General features: G+C 48.5%; 22 protein-coding genes. 7 read left to right on the top strand and 15 right to left on the bottom strand.

The genetic code is table 11. The features are described 5' to 3' along the window. Window positions 1-299 precede the first annotated feature (299 nt). Window positions 300-764 carry a PA2169 family four-helix-bundle protein gene (locus ACTS9Y_RS02705; RefSeq protein ID WP_442584474.1) on the top strand — a complete coding sequence of 155 codons (465 nt, stop codon included), beginning with the start codon at window positions 300-302 and terminating at the stop codon, window positions 762-764. A gap of 60 nt (window positions 765-824) precedes the next feature. On the opposite strand, the gene ACTS9Y_RS02710 is transcribed toward ACTS9Y_RS02705, so the two are convergent. Continuing rightward, window positions 825-1,058 (bottom strand): DUF2171 domain-containing protein, encoded by a 234-nt coding sequence (locus tag ACTS9Y_RS02710; protein WP_442584475.1) that lies wholly within the window; start codon window positions 1,056-1,058, stop codon window positions 825-827. A gap of 281 nt (window positions 1,059-1,339) precedes the next feature. On the opposite strand from ACTS9Y_RS02710, the gene ACTS9Y_RS02715 reads away from it, so the two are divergent. Continuing rightward, window positions 1,340-1,537: a hypothetical protein gene (locus tag ACTS9Y_RS02715; RefSeq protein ID WP_442584476.1), complete on the top strand. Its 198-nt coding sequence runs from the start codon at window positions 1,340-1,342 to the stop codon at window positions 1,535-1,537. A 39-nt stretch (window positions 1,538-1,576) separates the two neighbouring features. Further along, window positions 1,577-2,071, top strand: a complete 495-nt coding sequence (locus tag ACTS9Y_RS02720; protein WP_442584477.1) for a pyridoxamine 5'-phosphate oxidase family protein — start codon at window positions 1,577-1,579, stop codon at window positions 2,069-2,071. A 118-nt stretch (window positions 2,072-2,189) separates the two neighbouring features. Here ACTS9Y_RS02720 and pqqA read toward each other — a convergent pair whose 3' ends face one another. The 5 genes from pqqA to ACTS9Y_RS02745 all read right to left on the bottom strand — a co-directional run bounded on the left by pqqA (window position 2,190) and on the right by ACTS9Y_RS02745 (window position 6,444). Further along, a complete protein-coding gene (gene pqqA / locus ACTS9Y_RS02725) occupies window positions 2,190-2,261 on the bottom strand; it encodes a pyrroloquinoline quinone precursor peptide PqqA (protein WP_081624291.1) in 72 nt (23 codons plus the stop codon). A 115-nt stretch (window positions 2,262-2,376) separates the two neighbouring features. Continuing rightward, window positions 2,377-3,522, bottom strand: coding sequence for a Na+/H+ antiporter NhaA (nhaA, locus tag ACTS9Y_RS02730; RefSeq protein WP_442584478.1), 1,146 nt, complete (start codon window positions 3,520-3,522; stop codon window positions 2,377-2,379). A gap of 91 nt (window positions 3,523-3,613) precedes the next feature. Continuing rightward, window positions 3,614-4,696 carry a phospholipase A gene (locus ACTS9Y_RS02735; protein WP_442584479.1) on the bottom strand — a complete coding sequence of 361 codons (1,083 nt, stop codon included), beginning with the start codon at window positions 4,694-4,696 and terminating at the stop codon, window positions 3,614-3,616. Window positions 4,697-4,810: 114 nt separating this feature from the next. Continuing rightward, on the bottom strand, window positions 4,811-5,869 hold the full coding sequence (locus ACTS9Y_RS02740; protein WP_442584480.1) for an aldo/keto reductase: 1,059 nt from the start codon (window positions 5,867-5,869) through the stop codon (window positions 4,811-4,813). Further along, a complete protein-coding gene (locus ACTS9Y_RS02745; protein ID WP_442584481.1) occupies window positions 5,869-6,444 on the bottom strand; it encodes a hypothetical protein in 576 nt (191 codons plus the stop codon). Before ACTS9Y_RS02745 ends, ACTS9Y_RS02740 begins: the two co-directional genes overlap by 1 nt. 279 nt (window positions 6,445-6,723) lie before the next feature. On the opposite strand from ACTS9Y_RS02745, the gene ACTS9Y_RS02750 reads away from it, so the two are divergent. The 3 genes from ACTS9Y_RS02750 to ACTS9Y_RS02760 all read left to right on the top strand — a co-directional run bounded on the left by ACTS9Y_RS02750 (window position 6,724) and on the right by ACTS9Y_RS02760 (window position 8,826). Beyond that, window positions 6,724-7,182 carry a hypothetical protein gene (locus tag ACTS9Y_RS02750; protein WP_442584482.1) on the top strand — a complete coding sequence of 153 codons (459 nt, stop codon included), beginning with the start codon at window positions 6,724-6,726 and terminating at the stop codon, window positions 7,180-7,182. An 11-nt stretch (window positions 7,183-7,193) separates the two neighbouring features. Beyond that, complete coding sequence (locus ACTS9Y_RS02755) at window positions 7,194-7,751, top strand: YMGG-like glycine zipper-containing protein (protein WP_442584483.1); 558 nt, start codon at window positions 7,194-7,196, stop codon at window positions 7,749-7,751. A 220-nt stretch (window positions 7,752-7,971) separates the two neighbouring features. Further along, window positions 7,972-8,826 carry a DUF6279 family lipoprotein gene (locus tag ACTS9Y_RS02760; protein WP_442584484.1) on the top strand — a complete coding sequence of 285 codons (855 nt, stop codon included), beginning with the start codon at window positions 7,972-7,974 and terminating at the stop codon, window positions 8,824-8,826. Between the two features lie 131 nt (window positions 8,827-8,957). On the opposite strand, the gene ACTS9Y_RS02765 is transcribed toward ACTS9Y_RS02760, so the two are convergent. Beyond that, complete coding sequence (locus ACTS9Y_RS02765) at window positions 8,958-9,716, bottom strand: SDR family NAD(P)-dependent oxidoreductase (protein ID WP_442584485.1); 759 nt, start codon at window positions 9,714-9,716, stop codon at window positions 8,958-8,960. Between the two features lie 112 nt (window positions 9,717-9,828). On the opposite strand from ACTS9Y_RS02765, the gene ACTS9Y_RS02770 reads away from it, so the two are divergent. Further along, on the top strand, window positions 9,829-10,725 hold the full coding sequence (locus ACTS9Y_RS02770) for a LysR family transcriptional regulator (RefSeq protein ID WP_442584486.1): 897 nt from the start codon (window positions 9,829-9,831) through the stop codon (window positions 10,723-10,725). A gap of 2 nt (window positions 10,726-10,727) precedes the next feature. On the opposite strand, the gene ACTS9Y_RS02775 is transcribed toward ACTS9Y_RS02770, so the two are convergent. From ACTS9Y_RS02775 to ACTS9Y_RS02810, 8 genes are all read right to left on the bottom strand, one after another. Further along, complete coding sequence (locus ACTS9Y_RS02775; RefSeq protein WP_442584487.1) at window positions 10,728-14,369, bottom strand: TonB-dependent receptor domain-containing protein; 3,642 nt, start codon at window positions 14,367-14,369, stop codon at window positions 10,728-10,730. A gap of 92 nt (window positions 14,370-14,461) precedes the next feature. Continuing rightward, window positions 14,462-15,451: a FecR family protein gene (locus tag ACTS9Y_RS02780; RefSeq protein ID WP_442584488.1), complete on the bottom strand. Its 990-nt coding sequence runs from the start codon at window positions 15,449-15,451 to the stop codon at window positions 14,462-14,464. A 12-nt stretch (window positions 15,452-15,463) separates the two neighbouring features. Further along, window positions 15,464-15,982 carry an RNA polymerase sigma factor gene (locus tag ACTS9Y_RS02785; protein WP_442584489.1) on the bottom strand — a complete coding sequence of 173 codons (519 nt, stop codon included), beginning with the start codon at window positions 15,980-15,982 and terminating at the stop codon, window positions 15,464-15,466. Window positions 15,983-16,105: 123 nt separating this feature from the next. Further along, window positions 16,106-16,699 carry a hypothetical protein gene (locus ACTS9Y_RS02790; protein ID WP_442584490.1) on the bottom strand — a complete coding sequence of 198 codons (594 nt, stop codon included), beginning with the start codon at window positions 16,697-16,699 and terminating at the stop codon, window positions 16,106-16,108. A 2-nt stretch (window positions 16,700-16,701) separates the two neighbouring features. Then, entirely contained in the window at window positions 16,702-17,394 is a 693-nt protein-coding gene (locus ACTS9Y_RS02795; RefSeq protein WP_442584491.1) for a hypothetical protein, read from the bottom strand. Window positions 17,395-17,555: 161 nt separating this feature from the next. After that, window positions 17,556-18,368 carry an energy transducer TonB gene (locus ACTS9Y_RS02800; protein WP_442584492.1) on the bottom strand — a complete coding sequence of 271 codons (813 nt, stop codon included), beginning with the start codon at window positions 18,366-18,368 and terminating at the stop codon, window positions 17,556-17,558. 42 nt (window positions 18,369-18,410) lie between these two features. Further along, the gene (locus ACTS9Y_RS02805) at window positions 18,411-18,824 is read right to left on the bottom strand and encodes an ExbD/TolR family protein (protein ID WP_442584493.1); all 414 of its coding nucleotides are present in this window, start codon (window positions 18,822-18,824) and stop codon (window positions 18,411-18,413) included. 10 nt (window positions 18,825-18,834) lie between these two features. Then, window positions 18,835-19,473 (bottom strand): MotA/TolQ/ExbB proton channel family protein, encoded by a 639-nt coding sequence (locus ACTS9Y_RS02810; protein ID WP_442584494.1) that lies wholly within the window; start codon window positions 19,471-19,473, stop codon window positions 18,835-18,837. Window positions 19,474-19,570: the final 97 nt, after the last annotated feature.

Consider the following 19,570-nt stretch of genomic DNA (forward strand, 5'->3'; position numbering starts at 1 on the left):
AACTGGCAAATGAAGAGAAAATTAAAGGGGAAAGCTGTTAATCGTTATTATGGCGACTTGCCAAAAAGTCACTACACGTCTGCGTCTGATTTAAGTGTAGGAAAACACAGGTTTTCCCTGACAGCCGATTCCCACACAAAAGCCACCACGACTCACTCTACAAAAGAGCTGCTGCGGACCAATCTTTCATTGATAAAGCGATTCCTACAGCTATTTGCGACTCACTCTGATGCAGCGAATTTAATGCCATTGGCATACTTAAGTTTCTATACATAACGACTTGAATTTGGAGAACGATCATGGCAGATAATGATGATGTGATTGATACATTGAATGATTTGATTGAAACATCTAAAGATGGTGAAGAAGGTTTTCGTAGCTCGGCAGAAAACGTGGATGACCCGCAACTAAAAGCCTTCTTCTTGCGTCGCTCATTAGAAGTGGCTTCCAGTGCGCAGGAGTTACAAGGCTTGGTGCGTTCCTTAGGTGGTGAGCCGGCAGAGTCGAGTACTATCGGCGGTGCTTTGCACAGACGCTGGATAGACTTGAAAACCGCACTCACCAGCAACGACACGGTTGCCGTGCTGAACGAAACCGAGCGTGGAGAAGATGTGGCATTGAATGCCTATCGCAAAGCGGCTGAAAAAGACCTGCCTATCAATGTACGTATGGTGGTGACCCGCCAACTCGAAGGCGCTAAACGCAATCATGATGAAGTCAAACATCTGCGTGACGCCGCCCGCGCGGCAGCAGAAGTACATTAATACGTGAGAGCAGCAAAAAGCCCTGTCCGTTGAGACAGGGCTTTTTTATATTCAAGCTATTTACAAGGCTTGCGCACTCCAGTCATGCAGTACCTGGTCTAGCGTGCGATTAATCTTCACCACACCTCCTTCGGTAGAAATCACCCAGCTGACCGGAATGTAATGATGGGTGCCGGATTCATCTTTTTTCAGTTTGATCGAATCGGGTCCGTCAGTATGGTCAACCACTGCAAACTGCTCCGCTTGTGCGGTATGTACCGGCATATCTTCTTTGATTTCATGTGCGTCTATCATAGTGTTTTCCCTTCGATTTCTTGTAAGTAAAACCCTATTTTGCATGGCTCTCACACTCAGGCACTAGGCCACAATGACTGAAATCTTTGTAGGAATATCATACCGCTACCTAAGCGTACTTCTAGGCCTAGGGAGTAGCAGAAAAATCATATTCCGCTGACACAGAAATCATCGATACTCCTACGGCACTTCAGAGAATGACTCTTTATGATGGCCTTAAAAGATGAATCCTTTCATCTGCTTTTGTATTTACATTGAACATTGACACTGGAGAACATCTGATGGCTTTATTTCAAGTCAGCGCGAGCAAACCTAAAGAAGATCTGCCTTTCTGGACATCCAGCGTGATCGCTGAGGATATGGAAGAAAGTTACAAGATAGGCAAAGAACGTTTTGAGACTGAAAACCCGGATTTAAATGTAGAAGATTTCACACTGGTGGCGACTGGCGAATCGGTGGAAAAATCGATCACCACCTGAATCACTGGCAACACAGTGCAGAACATTTTAGGAAAAAAGATGAAAATTCATACTCAAATCACAGAAGAACGTCAGAAACTGGCAGAGCTGATCGAAAACTTTGATATAGCCATGCTGACTTTCATAGACAGCCAGGGCGCCTTGATCAGCCAGCCTATGGGGCCGATTGAATTAGATGGTGAGGGCAATATCTGGTTTTTTACGGATATCCATTCAGAGAAAACGCAGCACCTGGATGCACTGAACCTGGCGTTTAGTGGCGAATCAGATGCGACTTATGTTTCACTCTCTGGTTCAGGTGAATTAGTGACTGATCCAGCCCGTAAACAAGCATTATGGTCACCATTTGTGAAACCCTGGTTTCCTGAAGGGCCGGATTCACCTAATCTGGCTTTGCTTAAATTTGTGCCGCACACTGCAGAATACTGGGATTCACCGCATAGCAAAGTGGTCAGGTTATTTGCCATTGCCGCTTCTATTGTCGCTGCCCGCCCTATTGGTTTAGGCGACCACGAACGCTTAACGCATTTATAAAACTGTCTCCACTAAGCGCAGCAGGCAGTAATTTCATACCCGAAGTTTTACTTACTGAGTCTTTACAAACAAACAGCCCGACACAAGTCGGGCTGTTTGTTATGCAAGTTAAATTTTATTACTTGTTCATGACGTACATCGTCACTTCAAAGCCAAAACGCATTTCAGTAGCAGCTGGTTTAGTCCACATATCGTTCTCCTAGATGGATTTGGGAGCGCATCCCTTGATGCATCTCGTTAGGATCAACTATACGCAGATGCATCTTTAAAAGCTTGCGCAGCATCCCTAAAAATGACTCATGATTTTACCTAGCTGCTAGCGTAGCGCGCAACCAGCACCAGCCGAACAGCCCTGAGAGCAGTGACCCGGTCAGGATTGCCATTTTAGATAGTTGGATGATATCTGGCTGGCCGGTAAATGCCAGGTTAGCGATAAATATAGACATGGTGAAGCCCACGCCACCCAGCATGCCTGCGCCTATGATATGCGCCCAACGCAGTGGCTGGGGTAATGCACACACGCCGGCTTTGACTGCACACCAGACGGCCAGTGTGATACCGATCGGCTTACCGAAAAATAATCCGGTCATAATACCCAGGCTATTGCTATGCAAGAAAAGCGTAGTAAACCCTTGTGTCGAGATCGCCAGGCCAGTATTGGCAAAGGCAAACAGCGGCAAAATCAGCATAGCCACTGGCCAATGCAGAAAATGTTCCAGCCGGTGTGAAAGCGAATGCTGCCCCACGCGCGAAAATGGGATAGCAAAAGCCAATGCAATGCCTGCAAGTGTAGGATGCACGCCGGATTTCAGCGTGAGCCACCACATCAGTGCCCCGCCCAATGCATAGGGAAATATAGAAACCACCCGCCAACGATTCAGCGCAAATAGACCTGCGAGAACGGCCAGCGCCGCCGCCAAATACAGCCAGGAAACGCTAGCGGTGTAGAACACGGCAATCAGGATAGCGGCGCCGAGGTCATCAATCACCGCAAACGCCATCAGGAACACTTTAAGTGACACAGGGACGCGTGCACCCAATACGGACAATACGCCCAGTGCGAATACGATATCAGTCGCCATAGGGATACCAACGCCGGCCTGGAAGGCGCTGCCATGATTAAATTGCCAGAAGATCAGCGCTGGCAGCAGCATGCCGCCTAGTGCAGCAATGGTTGGTAATAAGGCGTTATTGCGGCTGGACAACTCTCCCACATACAGCTCGCGCTTGAGTTCAAGGCCAATCAGCAAAAAGAAAATGGCCATCAGGCCATCATTGACCCATTCTTCTAAACTTAAGCCTAGACTGAGCGTGTGCCATACCGCATGGTAATGCCCGGCGAAACTGCTATTGGCGATAGCCAATGCCAGGCAGGTCGCCAGCACCAGCAACACACTACCGGCCTGCTCTGAAGCCAGTAGCCGTTGCAACGCGCTTGTGAAAAGGCGCATGCGTTAAATGGCGCGTATTTGGCGCTTTAGCAGGCAGGCGCTCACCTGCCCCAAGCGACGAGCAGTGAATACTGTCGCCAAGTCTGCGGCATTATTCACCAATGGCAAAGCCTATGCCAAACATGGTTTGTGCCTGATTGTAATCCAGCAGCGACACGCCATAACCACTGGCCAACATGGCGTAAAACTTCACGCTTTCACTTTTTAGTGGTTTGTATTGCACATCAAACTTCACATAACCCTTGTTATCGCTACGCAAGTTGTTGCGTAATGTCACGCTGGCAGCGGTATTTTGCGCCTCATTATCCCAACGGAAAGTCATGTCGCCATAGCCCATATATTTGCTGATATTCGGGTTATCGTCTTCCGATTTCCCCTCAGGGATGCGCCACCAGGGCCTGAAAAGCAAGCTATAACGCTCATTGAGTTGCCAGCCGCCTTGCAGGTAAATACGGCTCCAGCTGCGTGAGAGCGGTTCAGAGCGTCCGTTCGATTCATGCACCACACCCAGATTCAGCATGTCTGGCATGGCCGCCCATTGCTTGGGTTCGCCAGGTTTGTTTAAACCCAGGGACAAGATCAATTCAGGCGAATAGTTGTGGTCACGCATGGGCCGCGATTGGCCACCGTCATACACTTGCCAGAAGGATTGCTGCGTATACGCACCCCATAAACGCGCACTGTGTACATATTGATTCTCTGGCAGCCAATCAGACAGATTCATAAGCTGGGTTTTCAGGCTGATCTGGAAATGCAGGTCGTTATTGCTTAAATCGCGATTCTGCGTGTTGGGCCGCGAAGGTGAAACCGGCACATCATTGGGATTAGTGGAGTATGAGCCGACCACGTAATTTAACTGATGTGTTTCGAGGTCAGTAAAATGTAATTCATCCTGCGGATTCAAATGCCATTTACGTGCCAGATAAGTGGTCTTCGCATCCACGGTTTTGACCAGGTTTTCTTGTTTGGTAGAAAGCACAGGGGCTGCAACCTTGTTGGAAGCATACTGCTCAGCGACCTGATCAAAACACACCAGCCGACGGCTGGCATCATCAATAAACTCTGTCTGGCATGTGTGCAATGCAGCTTGCATTTCGTTGCCTGTCGCGGCCTGCGCGCCTCCTGCCAGCATGAAAGCAACCATGATCAGGCTGCGTCCGTAAATCCTCATCATACGTATTCCCTTATTCTTCAGTTCGTTTACCCAAGGCTTGTTTGTTTCATGTTTACTGCTGCGGTTTTTTTATTTTTTAAGACTATTTTATTTTTATATTCAGCTACTTAGCCGTTACGGCGCAGGGTTCATCATCGTCAGGTGCAATTGTTCAATCGCCTGTAATACTTCTTCACTCAAATGCACGGTATAGGCAGCGATGTTTTCCTGCAACTGGGTCATATTGGTCGCCCCGATAATGGTGCTGCCCATAAACCAGCGATGGTATACAAAACTCAGTGCCAGCTGCACGGGAGTGAGGCCATGCGCCTGCGCCAGCTCTGCATAAGCTTGCGAGGCGGCGGCAACCCCAGGTTTTTTATAGCGCTGCGCATAGCCGGTAAACAAGGTCACCCGGCCAGAGGCGGCTGGATTTTTAATATATTTACCGGTCAGGTGGCCAAAGGCGAGCGGAGAATACGCCGCCAGGCTGATGCGTTCGCGGTATAGCACCTCTGCCATGCCGAACTCAAGGCCGCGATTCATCAGGTTATAGCAATTCTGTAGCACCGAAATACGCGGCAAGCCTTGCTCGCGTGCAATGCGTAAAAACTCCATCACACCCCACGGCTGCTCGTTACTGAGCCCGATAGTGCGGACCTTGCCCTCTTTGATCAATTCATCCAGCGCTTGCAATTGCGCCTGTATGGTCACCCATGCAATCGGCTGGCCGTCACTATCCAGCTCGGATTTTGGGTCAAACTGGTATTGGCCAAACATGGGCACGTTGCGCTCCGGCCAGTGCAGGTAGAGCACGTCCAGATAGTCGGTCTGCAGGCGTTGCAGGCTGTCGTGCACGGCCTGACGGATATTGGCTCTATCCAGCCCGCTGGGGCCGCCACGTATCCACTGCATGCCTCGCCGTGGTCCGGCGATTTTGCTTGCCAGTACAAACTGGTCGCGTGACTGTTTTTTAATCCAGTGCCCGAGGATGGTCTCTGTGCGGGTGACGGTCTCTGCCTTGGGTGGCACCGGGTACATTTCTGCGGTATCAATAAAATTGATCCCTTGCGCCAGGGCAAAATCCAGTTGATTGTCAGCGTCCTGCTGGGTGTTCTGATCGCCATAGGTCATGGTGCCCAAGGCAATTTTGGAGACGCGGATGCCGCTGTCTCCCAAATACGTTTCATCCATTAATGTAACACCTGCTTTTCTGTCGGCACCTGCATTACGATGCTGGAAACCGCTTCTGGTTCCTTTTCTGCGGGTAAAACCCATCCGGCGTCTTTGCTGGCAATCATCAGCATGCGGCTGATCGCCAATACCAGCTCTTTATTCAACCCCATATTCACATTCATGCCACCTGCGCACGCTAGTAGCATATTATTTAACTGGTCATTGATCGAGACGAACCGGGTTTCAACCGCCAATAATTCCTGCTCACTGACTGTGGATGCCCTCTGCTCGTAAGCCGTTTCAAAATCCAGCATTTCCAGGTTCTGCACCGCTTCGGCCTCCTGCTCAAACTGACGGGTGGCTTCTGCGGGGGATTGGCTATTCTCCAGCAAAGCAGCAGTGACCTGGCCAATCGCCGTCACCGGCAGATGCGCCTCGCGGTTTAACACAGCGAATATCTGCCGCGCAATCCGGTAAGTGATCCATACGCGGACTTCCTGATTGTTGCTCACAGCCGCCTTTAGCAACAGCCGGTCCTGTTGGCTATCATAGGCTAAATTGATTTGCTGCACGGATTGAGGTTGAGCTTGCATCTTAAAGGCTTTCAGGAATCAAGCAATTTGCTTGCACACTCTGACAAGTTACTAAAAGCAGTCTAAAAAAGATAGGCTTACGCACGGGTTTTTATGTAAATCTTATCATTTTAGTTATCGCGACAACTTTTTGAGCGGCTGGCTTGCAGGATTTTTAACCCTGGTCAAAGATACAATCCGATACAAAATGCAGTACCTGCCAGCGAATAAATTTCATTATTCTGCGGTCTGAATCACTAACAATAGTCTTTTGACTATGCTGTCTTTGGGAGAGACCTCATGAAAACGAAATTAAGTGTATTAACTGGTTTACTGGTCAGCCTGATGTTAATCAGCAACCTGGCACAGGCACACCCGCCAGGCCATAGAGGCGGCTGGCGCGGCGGGGTAGGCGTCTACGTTGGCAGCCCGTTCCCTTTTTACGGTCCGCCGCCATTTGCTTACTCCTATGGCTACCCTTACTACCCATACCCGTACGCTTACGGCCCGCCGCAAGTCATCGTGACGCAACCGCCACAACCACAGGTGTATATTGAACAAGGCAGCGGCGTGACCTCAACACCTGACTTAACTCCACCGCCAACTGCGCAGCCTGCACCGACCGCCAGCGCTGGCAATAATAACGCGCAAGGCTACTGGTATTACTGTGAGCAATCCGATAGCTACTACCCTTACGTGAAAGAGTGCGCGGCTGGCTGGAAACAAGTCACCCCTACCCCGCCCACTTCGGGCAGATAAAGGTCATGACGATGAAAACACTTATTCGCATCACCTGTATCGGTGTCGCACTGGCGATGAGCGGCTGTGCGACCACCCCCAACGGCCCCAGCAATATGGCCCTGCCAGGCACCGGCAAAGACTTTAACCTATTCCGGGCGGATGACTTATCCTGCCGCGATTTTGCGCTGGGGCAGATTGGCTCTAAAACCGTTAACCAGCAATACAATGAAAGCCTGGCGACCACTACCGCGGTTGGCACGGTGATCGGTGCCGCGCTTGGCGCCGCAGCCGGCGGTGGCGAAGGGGCAGCCATAGGCGCAGGCGTGGGTGCTTTATCAGGCGGCGCGATTGGTGCAGACACAGCAGCCACCAGTGGCGACAATGCCCAGCATAAATATGACAATGCCTATTTGCAATGCATGTATGCAGCCGGACACCGTATCCCCGTACCTGCCAGCATGGCAAAAACCTACTCGCAGGGCGCCAGCTCAACAACCATCACACACACTCAAACGACGATAGGCACACCGCCGGCAAGATCAACCTATTATCCACCGCCACCCCCACCACTTGGCTATCAGCGTTAAGCAAACCAGGTAGACCGTATTATGCGCAGCCTGATGCCTGCAGGATTCATATATCCCTACAACCCTGGCTTTACGCAGGTGCAGAGCATGCTGCGCTTCTCTGTACTAAGAATTGGTTTTTAAAGACAATTCGCCTGCGGGACGAGTCTCACTTTGGTAGAGAATCAAAACGGAGTGACAGTATCGTAAACTTTAGCATTGCAACCGTGGTCGTAAAGTCATGCGAATCATCAAAAATATTTTTATCCTGGCGCTCGCTTTTTCAACCCTCAGTTGTAGCCTGGTAAAAACCGCTTACAACAACGCGCCTGCACTTATTGCATGGCGGTTGAATGATTATTTTAATTTCAGCGAAGCGCAAAAAGCCAAACTGAAACCAGCGCTGCAGGAACTGCATGCATGGCATCGCAAAACCGAGTTACCGCGGTATGTAGCGTTGCTGAATGAAATAAACAACGATCTAAGCCATGAGGTGAATGCACAAACTGCCTGCCAGCGAATTGAATCCATCAAATCAAATGTACAAGCGATTCAAACGAAATTCATCCCTGTCATCGTAGACGTAGCCGATACACTGAGTGATAAGCAATTGCAGCATTTCCAGCAAAAACTGGAAAAACGCAATGAAGAATGGAAAGAGGAATGGTGGCAGGAAACGGTTGAAGAACAGCAAGAGGTGAGATTGGAAAAATCTAAAGATTATGCGGAAAAAATATATGGCGATTTGAACGAAAAACAAATAACCATCTTAAAACAAAGCATTGCCCATCATAGTGACCCTGCAATCATCTATGCAGAAATTTTGCGGCGTGACGAAGATGCTTTGAATATTTTAAAAGCGCTACGAAATCCTGCCGCGTCAATCGAAGAAAAAACACAACTGGTCCGCGCAGGTTTTGAGCGCATGCAACACAGCCCGAATCTGGCTTACCAGGCGCATATCGATAAAATCACGCAACAAACATGTGAAACCATCGCCAACCTGCATGCAAGTACTAATGCAAAGCAACGATTGCATGCTCAACAGTGGATTGAAGATTACAAGACGCAATTCACCACTCTGCAGAGCAAATAGTCCTGGTGAATCTCAAAGGTAGTTCCTGATCGCCTTTGGTCAGGTCTGGCTATTAAATTTTCCCTCATAAGCAAGGGTGAGTATTGAAAAAAACAGGCAACCACATTGCCTGTTTTTTATTAAACAGCTTATTAAATCAACATCCCACCAGAAGCTTCAATCCGTTGCGCATTCACCCAGCGGTTATCTTCAGACAACAAACTGGTGATCATGGGGCCGATATCATCCGGCACCCCGACGCGGCCCAGCGCCGTTTGTGCAGCAATATAAGCATTCACATCCTTGTTATCACGCACCAGACCCTGGCCAAAATCGGTTTCAATCGCACCAGGGGCCACGGTATTCACCGCAATCTGCCGTGCGCCCAACTCTTTCGCCATATAACGCGTCAGGACCTCAATCCCGCCCTTCATTGCCGCATAAGCGCTGTAACCAGGCAAAGTAAAACGTGCCAGTCCGCTAGAGATATTGATGATCCGTCCACCATCATTGAGCAACGGCAATAATGTCTGCGTCACAAAGAAGGTAGATTTCAGGTGAATATTTACCATGTCATCAAAGATTTGTTCAGTCGTTTCCGCAAATGGCGCGGTGATGCCCGTACCGGCATTGTTGATCAGGAAATCAAACTTCTCAGTGTGCCACTGCGTATTCAATGCCTGTTTCAGTTGTGCAGCAAAAGCACTAAACGTATTTACCTTGGCCACATCCAGCTGTAAAGCCACCGCCTTTTGGCCCAATGCCTCAATTTCACTCACCACTTGTTGCGCCAACGCCTGGTTAGTTTGGTAAGTCAGCACTACATCGATGCCCTGCCGCGCCATTGCCAGCGCCGTATTTTTACCCAATCCGCGGCTAGAACCCGTAATCAATCCAATTTTTGCAGTCATGTTGCGCTCCTGTTGTGATTTAAAGTAAAGGCAGTTTATTGTTATCACCATTAAAGATAAATACAGATAAATTGATTATACTGTTCACATTAAATGAACAATAAACCAGCATATGGATAGCAACGAGACACTCAAACGGTTTATACGCGTGGCGGAGTTAGGCAGCTTCACCAAAGCGGCTGAAAGTTTAAATCTGCCCAAAGCCAGCGTGTCGCAAGCCATACAACAACTGGAAACCAAACTGCAAACCCAGCTGTTCCACCGCACCACGCGCAAAGTACAACTCACGCCGGACGGACAGCTGTTTTATGAGAAAAGCAAAGACGTACTCAGTGAAATTGAAGAACTGGAAACCCTGTTTATCAGTGATGACAGACAAATTTCCGGCGTCATCCGCGTCAATATGTCGCACCCGATGGCGCGGCACCTGGTGATTCCCGCCTTACCGGAGTTTCTACAACGCTACCCTAACCTATCAATCGACATCAGCAGCGAAGACCGCAAAGTCGATCTGATCAGCGAAGGCTATGATTGCGTGGTGAGGACTGGTGAAGTCGAAGAATCCGGCATGATCATGCGCAAGATAGGTGAGATGCAACAAACCAACTTTGCCAGCCCCGCCTATATTGCCCAACATGGTGAGCCGCAAAACATAGAAGATTTACAGCACCACTACCTGATCCATTACCAGACCAGTATGAACAAGCGCTTTGATGCTTTTGAATACAGTGCAAATGGCCAACCGCAAAGCTGCAAAATGAAAAGCCGTATTTGCGTCAACAACACAGATGCCTATCGAGCAGCTTGTGCCGCAGGACTAGGCATTATGCAAGCGCCGAGATTTGGCGCGCATGAGTTGCTGCTCAACGGCCAATTGGTGGAAATCATGCAAACTTATCCGGCGCCCGCTATGCCCGTTTCAATCCTGTTTCCGCATAGACGCAACCTGTCAAAACGCGTGCGGATTTTTATGGATTGGTTGAGTGAAGTAATAAAGCAACATTTATGAAATCAGTCAGGTTTAAATTGATAATTCAAACTAAACCAGACCCCTCTTGGCGCGCCCGGCGCAATGAAGTTTGTACTTAACCAATCTCCGGAGTTGTGGTTGTAACCAGAAACACCAATCGCACCATTAACACTAGGTGAGAACGCGTTACGCCCTAGCCGTCCAGCAGTAAAATACTCTCGATCAAACACGTTATTAATCAATAGTGTGCCTGTCCATTCAGAATTGAATTTATAGCTTGTCTGGAAGTTAAAAGTAGCGTAACCAGGCACTGTTCCATCGTTGGTTGTTGGTCTGGCAAGTAATTGACTACCATCAGGATAAGTTTGTAAAACCCGTGTAACCCCTTTTTGATGTTCGTTGTTTTCATTGCCGCGCACAAAGCTTTTGCTGTGCGCAACAGCGGATAAGCCAACTTGCCATTGAGGCGTGACTTCATAACTGATACGAGCATTAAGGTTGTGTAGAGCAACCCCTGGTATACGGCTACCTTTTTTAACATCAATGGCTTCTCCAAAACCATCATTTTTATTAGTACTGCTGCTATTGTCGATGCTGATCATTCTAAAATCGTCTTCAAAAGTGGCATCAGTCAATCCATAGTTAATGCCAAACCCCCATTTATCCATTTTCCCTGATAGGCCTGCCTCTATCCCACGTCGGCGAGTTTTACCTATGGTGTCAAAAAAACCCGCACCATTACCCACTGCCACAAAATAAATATCATCTTTTAAATCAGTCTGGTAAGCACCTAAATTCCATTGAAGATTAGTGGTGCCTAACAAACTATTGAGTGTGCCTCGCATGCCTAGATCGTAGCTAGTGGCTTTAATTTGCGGCAAAAATGGGTCACCTGATAATGTTGTCGGTAGCGTACATTGGCGGTTTTCAAAAATACTTTTTGGTGTGTAATTTTTGGAATCAGCGAGTTGTTCGGGCGTGCGTTGAGTTGGGCCTGTATAAATTGGTGTTTTGTCAAACGCACAACCAAGTTCAACAACACTAGGTGTGCGTGTACCTTGCGACCAATTGGCGAATACATTCAAGTTTTCTTTGGCTTGCCATGTTGCACCCAAAGATGGATTAAAAGAGTAAAAGCTAAACTTCTCGGTTTCGGCGGAATCCAGCACATTATTGAGTTCAGGGATCCTGAAATTAGTCGGTACATTCGTACAATCAGCGTTAGGGCAAATGCCCAGAGTACTGGGTAGCCCCTGAAAAACCATATCACCTATGCCAAAATTCACTAAATTCCTGCGTGCTGCGATTTTGTTTTCCACTTGAGTGACATTGTAGCGACCCGATGCATTGAAATTCCAGTTGCTAGTGGGTTTCCATGTTTCACTAAAGTAAATACTTTTGGTAATGCTGGTACCTTCAAAATTATTGTTTTCTAAAGGCACAAAAGCGCCTGTAAACATTGGATGGATTTGATCGGGCGCCAAGTAACCACGGCGGTTAGCATCCAACAAACCTAGACGTTGTGAATTACTGTAGCTTGCATTGGCTGAGTCTAGCGAAACACCAACCATCAATTTATGCTTATCCAGATTCCAGTTGAATTGCATCGAAAACCCATCTACAACTTGCTCAATCTGATTGTTATTCAGCAAAGCAGTAGGTGTGTATAACATCTTGCCCGTTGCAGGGTCGATAACACCAACAACACCTGGCGTTCCATAGGCACGCCCATCCACTGTTTCAAAACCTGATATGGGGTTAGGTATATTGTACTGGTCTCCCACTGAACCATCAGCTCTGACTTTTTGCTGTTCATAACAAGCCGTTTTGTTAGCAGGCGATAAGATCAGCACGTAATTTTTGGTAATCACGCCATTTTGGTCTTGCGTAAAAAAGTAATTAAATTCTTCGCCTAGCACTCCGCCATAATCCTGCAGACTTGCGGCTACATTGCCACCTGTTTTGGAGTTTCCTGCAAATGAGCTGCCAACTTCGTAGTGGAATGCAGGCTCTCCAAAAAAACTTGGCTGGCCTGAAACAGGAACGGTTTTTAACCCCCCATCCCGGTTTAAAGATTGCTGCTCATAGAAGTTTGACCATAATTTAAATGAATATTGATAGGCGGCTAAAAACGCTGGATCTAAAGGTTTATTAATCAAATCCGCATAGTTCGCTGGATCAAAAGTACCATTGAGTAAATCTTGGACAATGACTGAAAGTCCTGAACCATCTGGGTTTTGTGCATCGTATACCCATGAGGTTTGACCTTGGCTTGTCACTGGATCATAGTTTACGATTGGTAATACGATGTAATCGGGCAACCCATAAAGGTTTGCCGCGCTGTTTGAACCATATTGACCTGCTCCACTGCTATTAAATAAACATGTATATTCCTCACCCGCGACTGGCATCCGGCTTGCCAGCAAATCCTCATCATAATCCGCCATCACATCTGCCCCTACCTGCGTACGATCGCTCCTGCGTCTATACACTTGCCCGGTGATACTGAAACTATCGGTTGCTTGAAAGGCACCTGACAACTGAAATTGCTGCAGCCGGTTCTTTGTGACGTCTTCGGAGGTGTAAGAACCATTTCTATTTTGATCATACATTTGTGTTGGTAATAAGCCATTACCCACCAAGTCTGTCCCGACCATCAATGTGCTGAGATTCAAATCTAGCTTATCCCCTCTGTAACTCGCCTTGCCAAAGAACTGGTTCACCTTACTTGGTGAATTTTCACGCCACCCATCTTCAAGAAAAAAGTTACCTGCCCCAAAAAGTGCAAGTGTCCCGTTGTTCCAACCAGCTTCTGTCTGTAATTGTTTTCTACCAAAAGACCCAGTGAGGATATCTGCATCAAATCCCGCATTATTAAAGCCGTCTTTTGTTTTCATAGAAAAAGCACCACCCAATGTGTTCAAACCAAAAATCGGGTTTGATCCTGGAAAAACATCTACACTTGCCAGTGCATTCATAGGGATCATGTCCCAGTTCACAACATCCCCAAAAGGCTCATTAACACGAATGCCATCGAAGAATACACTCAGACCTTGTGGAGTACCAATTTGCGGGCCTGCAGTAAAACCACGATACTGGACATCCATCTGAAACGGATTACCTTGATAGTCATTCACTGTCACTGATTGGAGTTTGCGGTTCATCAAATCAGTCAGGCTTAAAGAATGCGCTTCTTTGATTTCCTTAGCGGAAATACTTTGGACGTTGCCGGGAATCTCTTCTTTAGTTAAACCCAGACCTGGTAATGGACCAATCTCATAAATGCGTTTAGCGCGCACTTCCACCTTATCGATCTGTACGGTTTTATCTTCTTTTGTTGCACGCTGAATAAAAATCTTATCATCTTCAATTTTCCCTTGCAGACCTGTACCTTCAAGCATGCGTTTAATAGCTTCTTTGCGCGTCAAGCGGCCTTTGACTGCGGGAGACTTTTTATCGACGATGAGGGCACTATCGACGGTGAGGGATAAGTTGGACTGGATGGAAAACTGCCGTAATGCGGCGGCCAGTGGCTGGGCTGGCATATCCACATTCAGGGGGATAGAAAAGCCGTCCTCTTGTTCTTTAGGCACTTGGGTGTTGAGTTCTGCATGGATGGCCGTGGGCAACAGCAGGCCAAACAATGCTGCCAGGATGGCATTTTTAATGGTGTTATTTTGCATGGTGCATCCGTCGATTACTGGTCGTATTAGAGGTGTAACCGACGGACTGGCAAAACGCCTGATATGCGTATGTTAAAAAGAAATGTAAAGAGCTATTTGGCCGGTGCTATTACCAGCGCGTTTTCACTGTTTTTTAATGCAACCGGGACTGAGCGTGGCAATGTATGGATAAAGTCTTCGATTTCTATGGTTTTGATGACGGCGTTGACCTTGGGTGTATTGTCGCCAGGGAAAGCGGCATTGACTGGCTGTTGTCTATAGCGTGACAAGGTCTCGGCGACTTCAAACATATCCGCCCGGTCAAACACGATGCGCCCGCTGGCGAAGCTGAAGCTATCGCTGGCGTAGCGGTTGACTTTGAGCGGTGCGGTTTCTTGCATGATTTCTGCGACTTCACCATCGTGCAGAATCAGGTTTTTCGCCGTTCCGTCGGCCCGTGCCACTTGCACGCGGCCATGATCAACGCTGATGCGTACCTTTTTGCTCAACTGGTTGACTGCGAAGCGTGTGCCCAACACGGTGACTTTGGCTTGCTGCGTCTCCACCACAAATGGGCGCTCGGGGTCTTTGGTCACTTCAAAAATCGCTTCACCACGCGTGAGTTTCACCAGGCGTTGATGGCGATAGAACACGATTTCAAGCGCGCTATTTGCATTGGCGGTGATCACCGAGCCATCATCAAGTGTGCGTTTGACGATTTGCGCCACGGCGGTGGTTTGCACTTGGGTGGAGAGTGGCGCGGCCTGCCAGGTTTGGTATTGCGTGCGCCCTAAGAAGCCCAGGCCCACACATAGCAACATCACGGCAAGGCCAGAGCCAAGTTTGGAGAGTTTTTTGCGGCGGGTGGATTGCTCAAAATAGAGTTTTTGCGTGAGTGCGTTGGAGAGATCTTTCAAGCGGTCGGTAGAAGTAAAATCATCCATGGTGGATTCAATCAATTGATAGGCCGCCTGATGCCTGCGGTCTGAGAGCAGCCACACTTCAAAGGTGGTGCGCTCCGGCGCATCTGGCGCGGCTTCCCGCATACGCACATACCAGCGGGCGGCAGCTTGTTTGATCGAATCGTCGTGTTTATTTGTCACTGGTGTGGGCTATCAGTCATTCGCAATCAGTTCGCGTGCACTGCTCAAATCTACAATGGCGCGCATCACATGCCGCTCGACCATGTTTTTGCTAATACTTAGCGCGGCTGCAATTTCAGTCTGGGTGTAGCCTTCTACCCGATACATCCAGAACACCTGGCGGCAACGCGGCGGTAGTTGCTCCAGTATCCCCTGTATGGTTTCCAGCCGCTGTTTGATGTCGTTTAATTGCTCTACAGACAGCGTGGGTGACTCCAGCCACTCACGGCTCAGGCCGATATCCGCATCCAGTGACACAAAACGCTGGCTGGAATTGTAAGCATCCACAATCAGGTTCTTGGCGATACTGCGCATATAGGCATGCGGCTCCTGACCCTTGTTCGTGCTGGTCGAAACCGTGTAGCGAATAAAGGCATCATGCAAGATATCTTTGGCCACATGCGGGCACGAAACCTTAAAGCGTATATAGCCGAGTAAATCGGTATACGCCCACTGCAAGTTTATCCCGCCCCACATCATTGTCTTTTCCATGGCAGTTTCGCCGCAAAATTTGTGCCATGGCTCGTAAGTCTTTACTTTATGTAAAGTAGAACAAGAAGCAGCCATTAAATTGCGCATATCAACCACCATCATGGTTATATACAGCCACTTTATTTAGTTGCGTTTATAAAGTCGTAAGCCGCCTATCATCAGCAAGCCGGTGGCAAATAGCCATGTCACTGGTGGAGCAGGAACAGTGCTGACGGTGTCTGAGGTAGAAAGCAGCCAGTCTACGTTTAAAGAAAGATATTCCCGCTGGGCCAACAACCCTTTCCCCACCCCACTCAAAACCGTTTGCCGGACAATGTCGCCAGTCGCAGGATCTATAAACGATTCTTCAGCATAAAAATTTGCCCATACCGACACTGGAATATCAGGATATAGCCAGGGGTCTGGTGGATTATTTAAATCTTCAGAAAACAAAGAAATATCGAAGTAACCATTTAAGTTCGTTGACTGATCGGTTCGATTAAAAGTACCGAATAGCAGAAATAAACCAGTACCATCATCGATCAGATCATATTGCGTAGAGAGTGTGGATTGCTTGTAAACAAAGTTCGTTTGCCCCTGAAACCAGCCTGCATCAACTACAATATCCCGAGAAAAGTATCCTGAAAAACTTTCTTGAAACGCTACAACTTTAGCTTCTGCTTGCGCACTGACCAGCAGGGCACATAACAACAAACCTTTTTTGATGATGTTGATCATTATTATCCTTGATTTTGTGGTGCGTAATCCATCACAAGTATGGTTAGAGTAGTGAGTCTCAACCCGGCCTGCTGACTAATCATGCGTACTTTCTTTTGTGCACGCCGTAAACACAGAGTGACTAAGCCCAGTGATAACAGCCAGCCCATCTGCGGCTCGGGCACGGGCGTAAACACATCAGGCGTATGTATCTGCCAGTTAACTTTTAGATTCACGTTACCCTGGCCAGTGATGGTTCCAGCTGCATCGCCAAAACCCGATGCGTATTGATATGCGCCTGTATTGGGTAAGATTGAGTCCCTGTCATGATCAAAAAAACCTGTGATCGAGATGACATCAGGATCAAGCAGTGAGTAAAAAAAGAAATTCCCAGAAAATGCGCCCGTCACATCTGTTCTGGTAAAGGTGCCAACGGCAGGATAATCAATCTGTAGCGCTGGAATCACCTGGTAGTACAAGGTCAATGTCACATCACCACTGGTCAGTGTCGTTGCGTCGTCATAAAAATCCAGTTCATTATTGACTGCTGAAAAGGTCCCCGTAAAAACCTCTTCAAACGTCTGCAGCGTTGCTTGCGCATTCACACTGGTGAACAGTATCGCTGCCAGCAAGATTGTGTTTATTTTATTTAAAACCATTGCCTGATTCCCCCTTGTTATTTCATTAAATCGTACCTGCTTTGCAAAACCATCCATACAGACTTTTTCCCGCCGTAATCTTTTGCAATACCTAAAAAAATCCCCCACACCCACCAGATGCAACCTGGTAAGCGCAGGGGTTAGGAGGCAGGCATGATCGTATGCACTCGGGAAAGGCTACGTCGCTCATGCCATGCTGCAAGACGCTGTTTTAGTTGTTATTCCAATCTAAAAGATACCGGGATAGTGATCTTGAAGGTTTTCTTCTTCAGGCTTTCTTTTAAACCCAGCTGTTGAATCGCTTTCTTTACCATCCTGATGGCCTCTTCATCTAAAGGCACATGCTTGCTCGTTTCAGCCAGTGAGACTTGTGTCAGCTCACCTTTAGTGAATTGCGCGACGATGGTGACATCGCCTTCCAGATGCCTGCGAATCGCAATCGTCGGATACTGTTTGCTTTTGTTTACCAGCGAGCGTAACTGTTCGCCATAATCGCCCCAGGCATCACTGTCACTGGCAGTGAGCTCATCTGAGTCATTGCTGACAGCTGCTGTATTGGTAGCAGCTCGCGCATCTTTTGCTGCATGTTCATCACTACTAGCCTGGCGCGTATTATCGTGGCTAGCTGTTGCAGCAGCAGGTGCGGTGGCCGTAACCGGCGGTGCCGGTTCTGTTTTGACAGGCTCTGGCCTCACTGGCTGCTCTGCCACACGATGCTCGGCATCGCTATCAGGTGCTGCCAGTATCGGCTTAGGTGTTTGCACAGGTTTTGTCGGCTGTGGTTTAGGCACGACGACCGGAGGTGCTGGCGGTGTTTCAACCTGCGGCGTCACTTGCTGCACACTGGGTGCCGGTGGCGGTGCTTTTATCGAGAAGAATTCGATTTCCATCCGTTCAGGGATATCTGGCAAACGGATGCTGTTCAGATGCGGATAAATAGCAACCACCAACAAATGCAGCCCGATCGAGATGCCGACTGCGCGCCAGACCTTGGCATGGCTCTCATCCTCCATCAACACCAGGCTGGTCATGGTAATCGCCTCATTTGCAATGGCCTCATCTGCAGCATCGACTTACTTACCCGCTTCCGGCGACATCACAAAACTGAACTTGCTGATGCCTGCCCGCTGTATCGCCGCCAGTACCTTGGCCACAATGCCATACTCGGCATGCTCATCGGCGTAGATCTCAACAGCCGGGTCTTGCTGCTGTTTCAAGGTGCCCAGGTTGCTGGTCAGGGCGTCCAGGGCCAGCTTTTGCTGGTCGAGGAAGACATCGCCCGCATCGGTGATGCTGATATGCGCAGTCTTAGGTACGGTGATGGCAATTTCAGCACTAGCCTTTGGTAGTTTGACCTTGACTGCATTCATGAGTAAGGGGGCGGTGACGATAAACACCGTCAGTAATACCAGCATGACATCCACCAGGGGCGTGACGTTGATCTCGCTCACCAGGTCTTCTTGCTCTGCATCGCCTAAGATAGCCATTTGCCTGTGCCTAGCTTTCTACGCCGGATTGGGTGAGTAAGGACTGGAAGCGGCTGGCGACTTGTTCCATATCAGCACGGTGTACTTTCTGTCTGCGCATAAAGTAGTTATAAGCGAGTACCGCTGGTACAGCGGTGGCAATGCCGATGGCGGTGGCGATCAGGGCTTCGCCGATCGGGCCGGCAACGACATCCAACCCGGCAGAGCCGGTGGCGGTGATGGTCTTGAGCGCATTCATGATGCCCCAGACGGTACCAAACAGGCCGATGAAGGGGGCTGTGGAGCCTATGCTGGCTAAGACAGCGACACCGCCATCCATGCGTTTATGTTCAAGATACGCTTGTTGCTTGAGTGAAAGCAAAATGACTTCCTGGCGTTCGTTGCGGCGCAGCACTGAATTGGCCATCACTTCGTTCATGGCATTCATGCCGGCATTACACAGGCGGGCAAAGCTGCTTTCGCTTTTGGAGATGAGTAAAGGTAATTCGTAGATGCTGCGTGTTTGCTGCCACTCGGACAGGAAGTCAGTGGATTCACTTTGTGCCTTGTACCAGGCCCAGCTTTTAACAATGATGATGGCCCACACCACCACCGAAAGCACGCCCAGTAAATACAGCACTAAATCTACGATGTCAGGTACTAAGTCCACGAATGACCCCTCAAAAAAATTAAACTACTTGTGCCAGGCTCTAGCCGGTTAGAAAATAATGACGATGTGCAATACCCAAAATCAACATCGGGAAAAT

This window comes from Methylophilus sp. (genome assembly GCF_052173275.1).
Taxonomy (GTDB): Bacteria; Pseudomonadota; Gammaproteobacteria; order Burkholderiales; family Methylophilaceae; genus Methylophilus.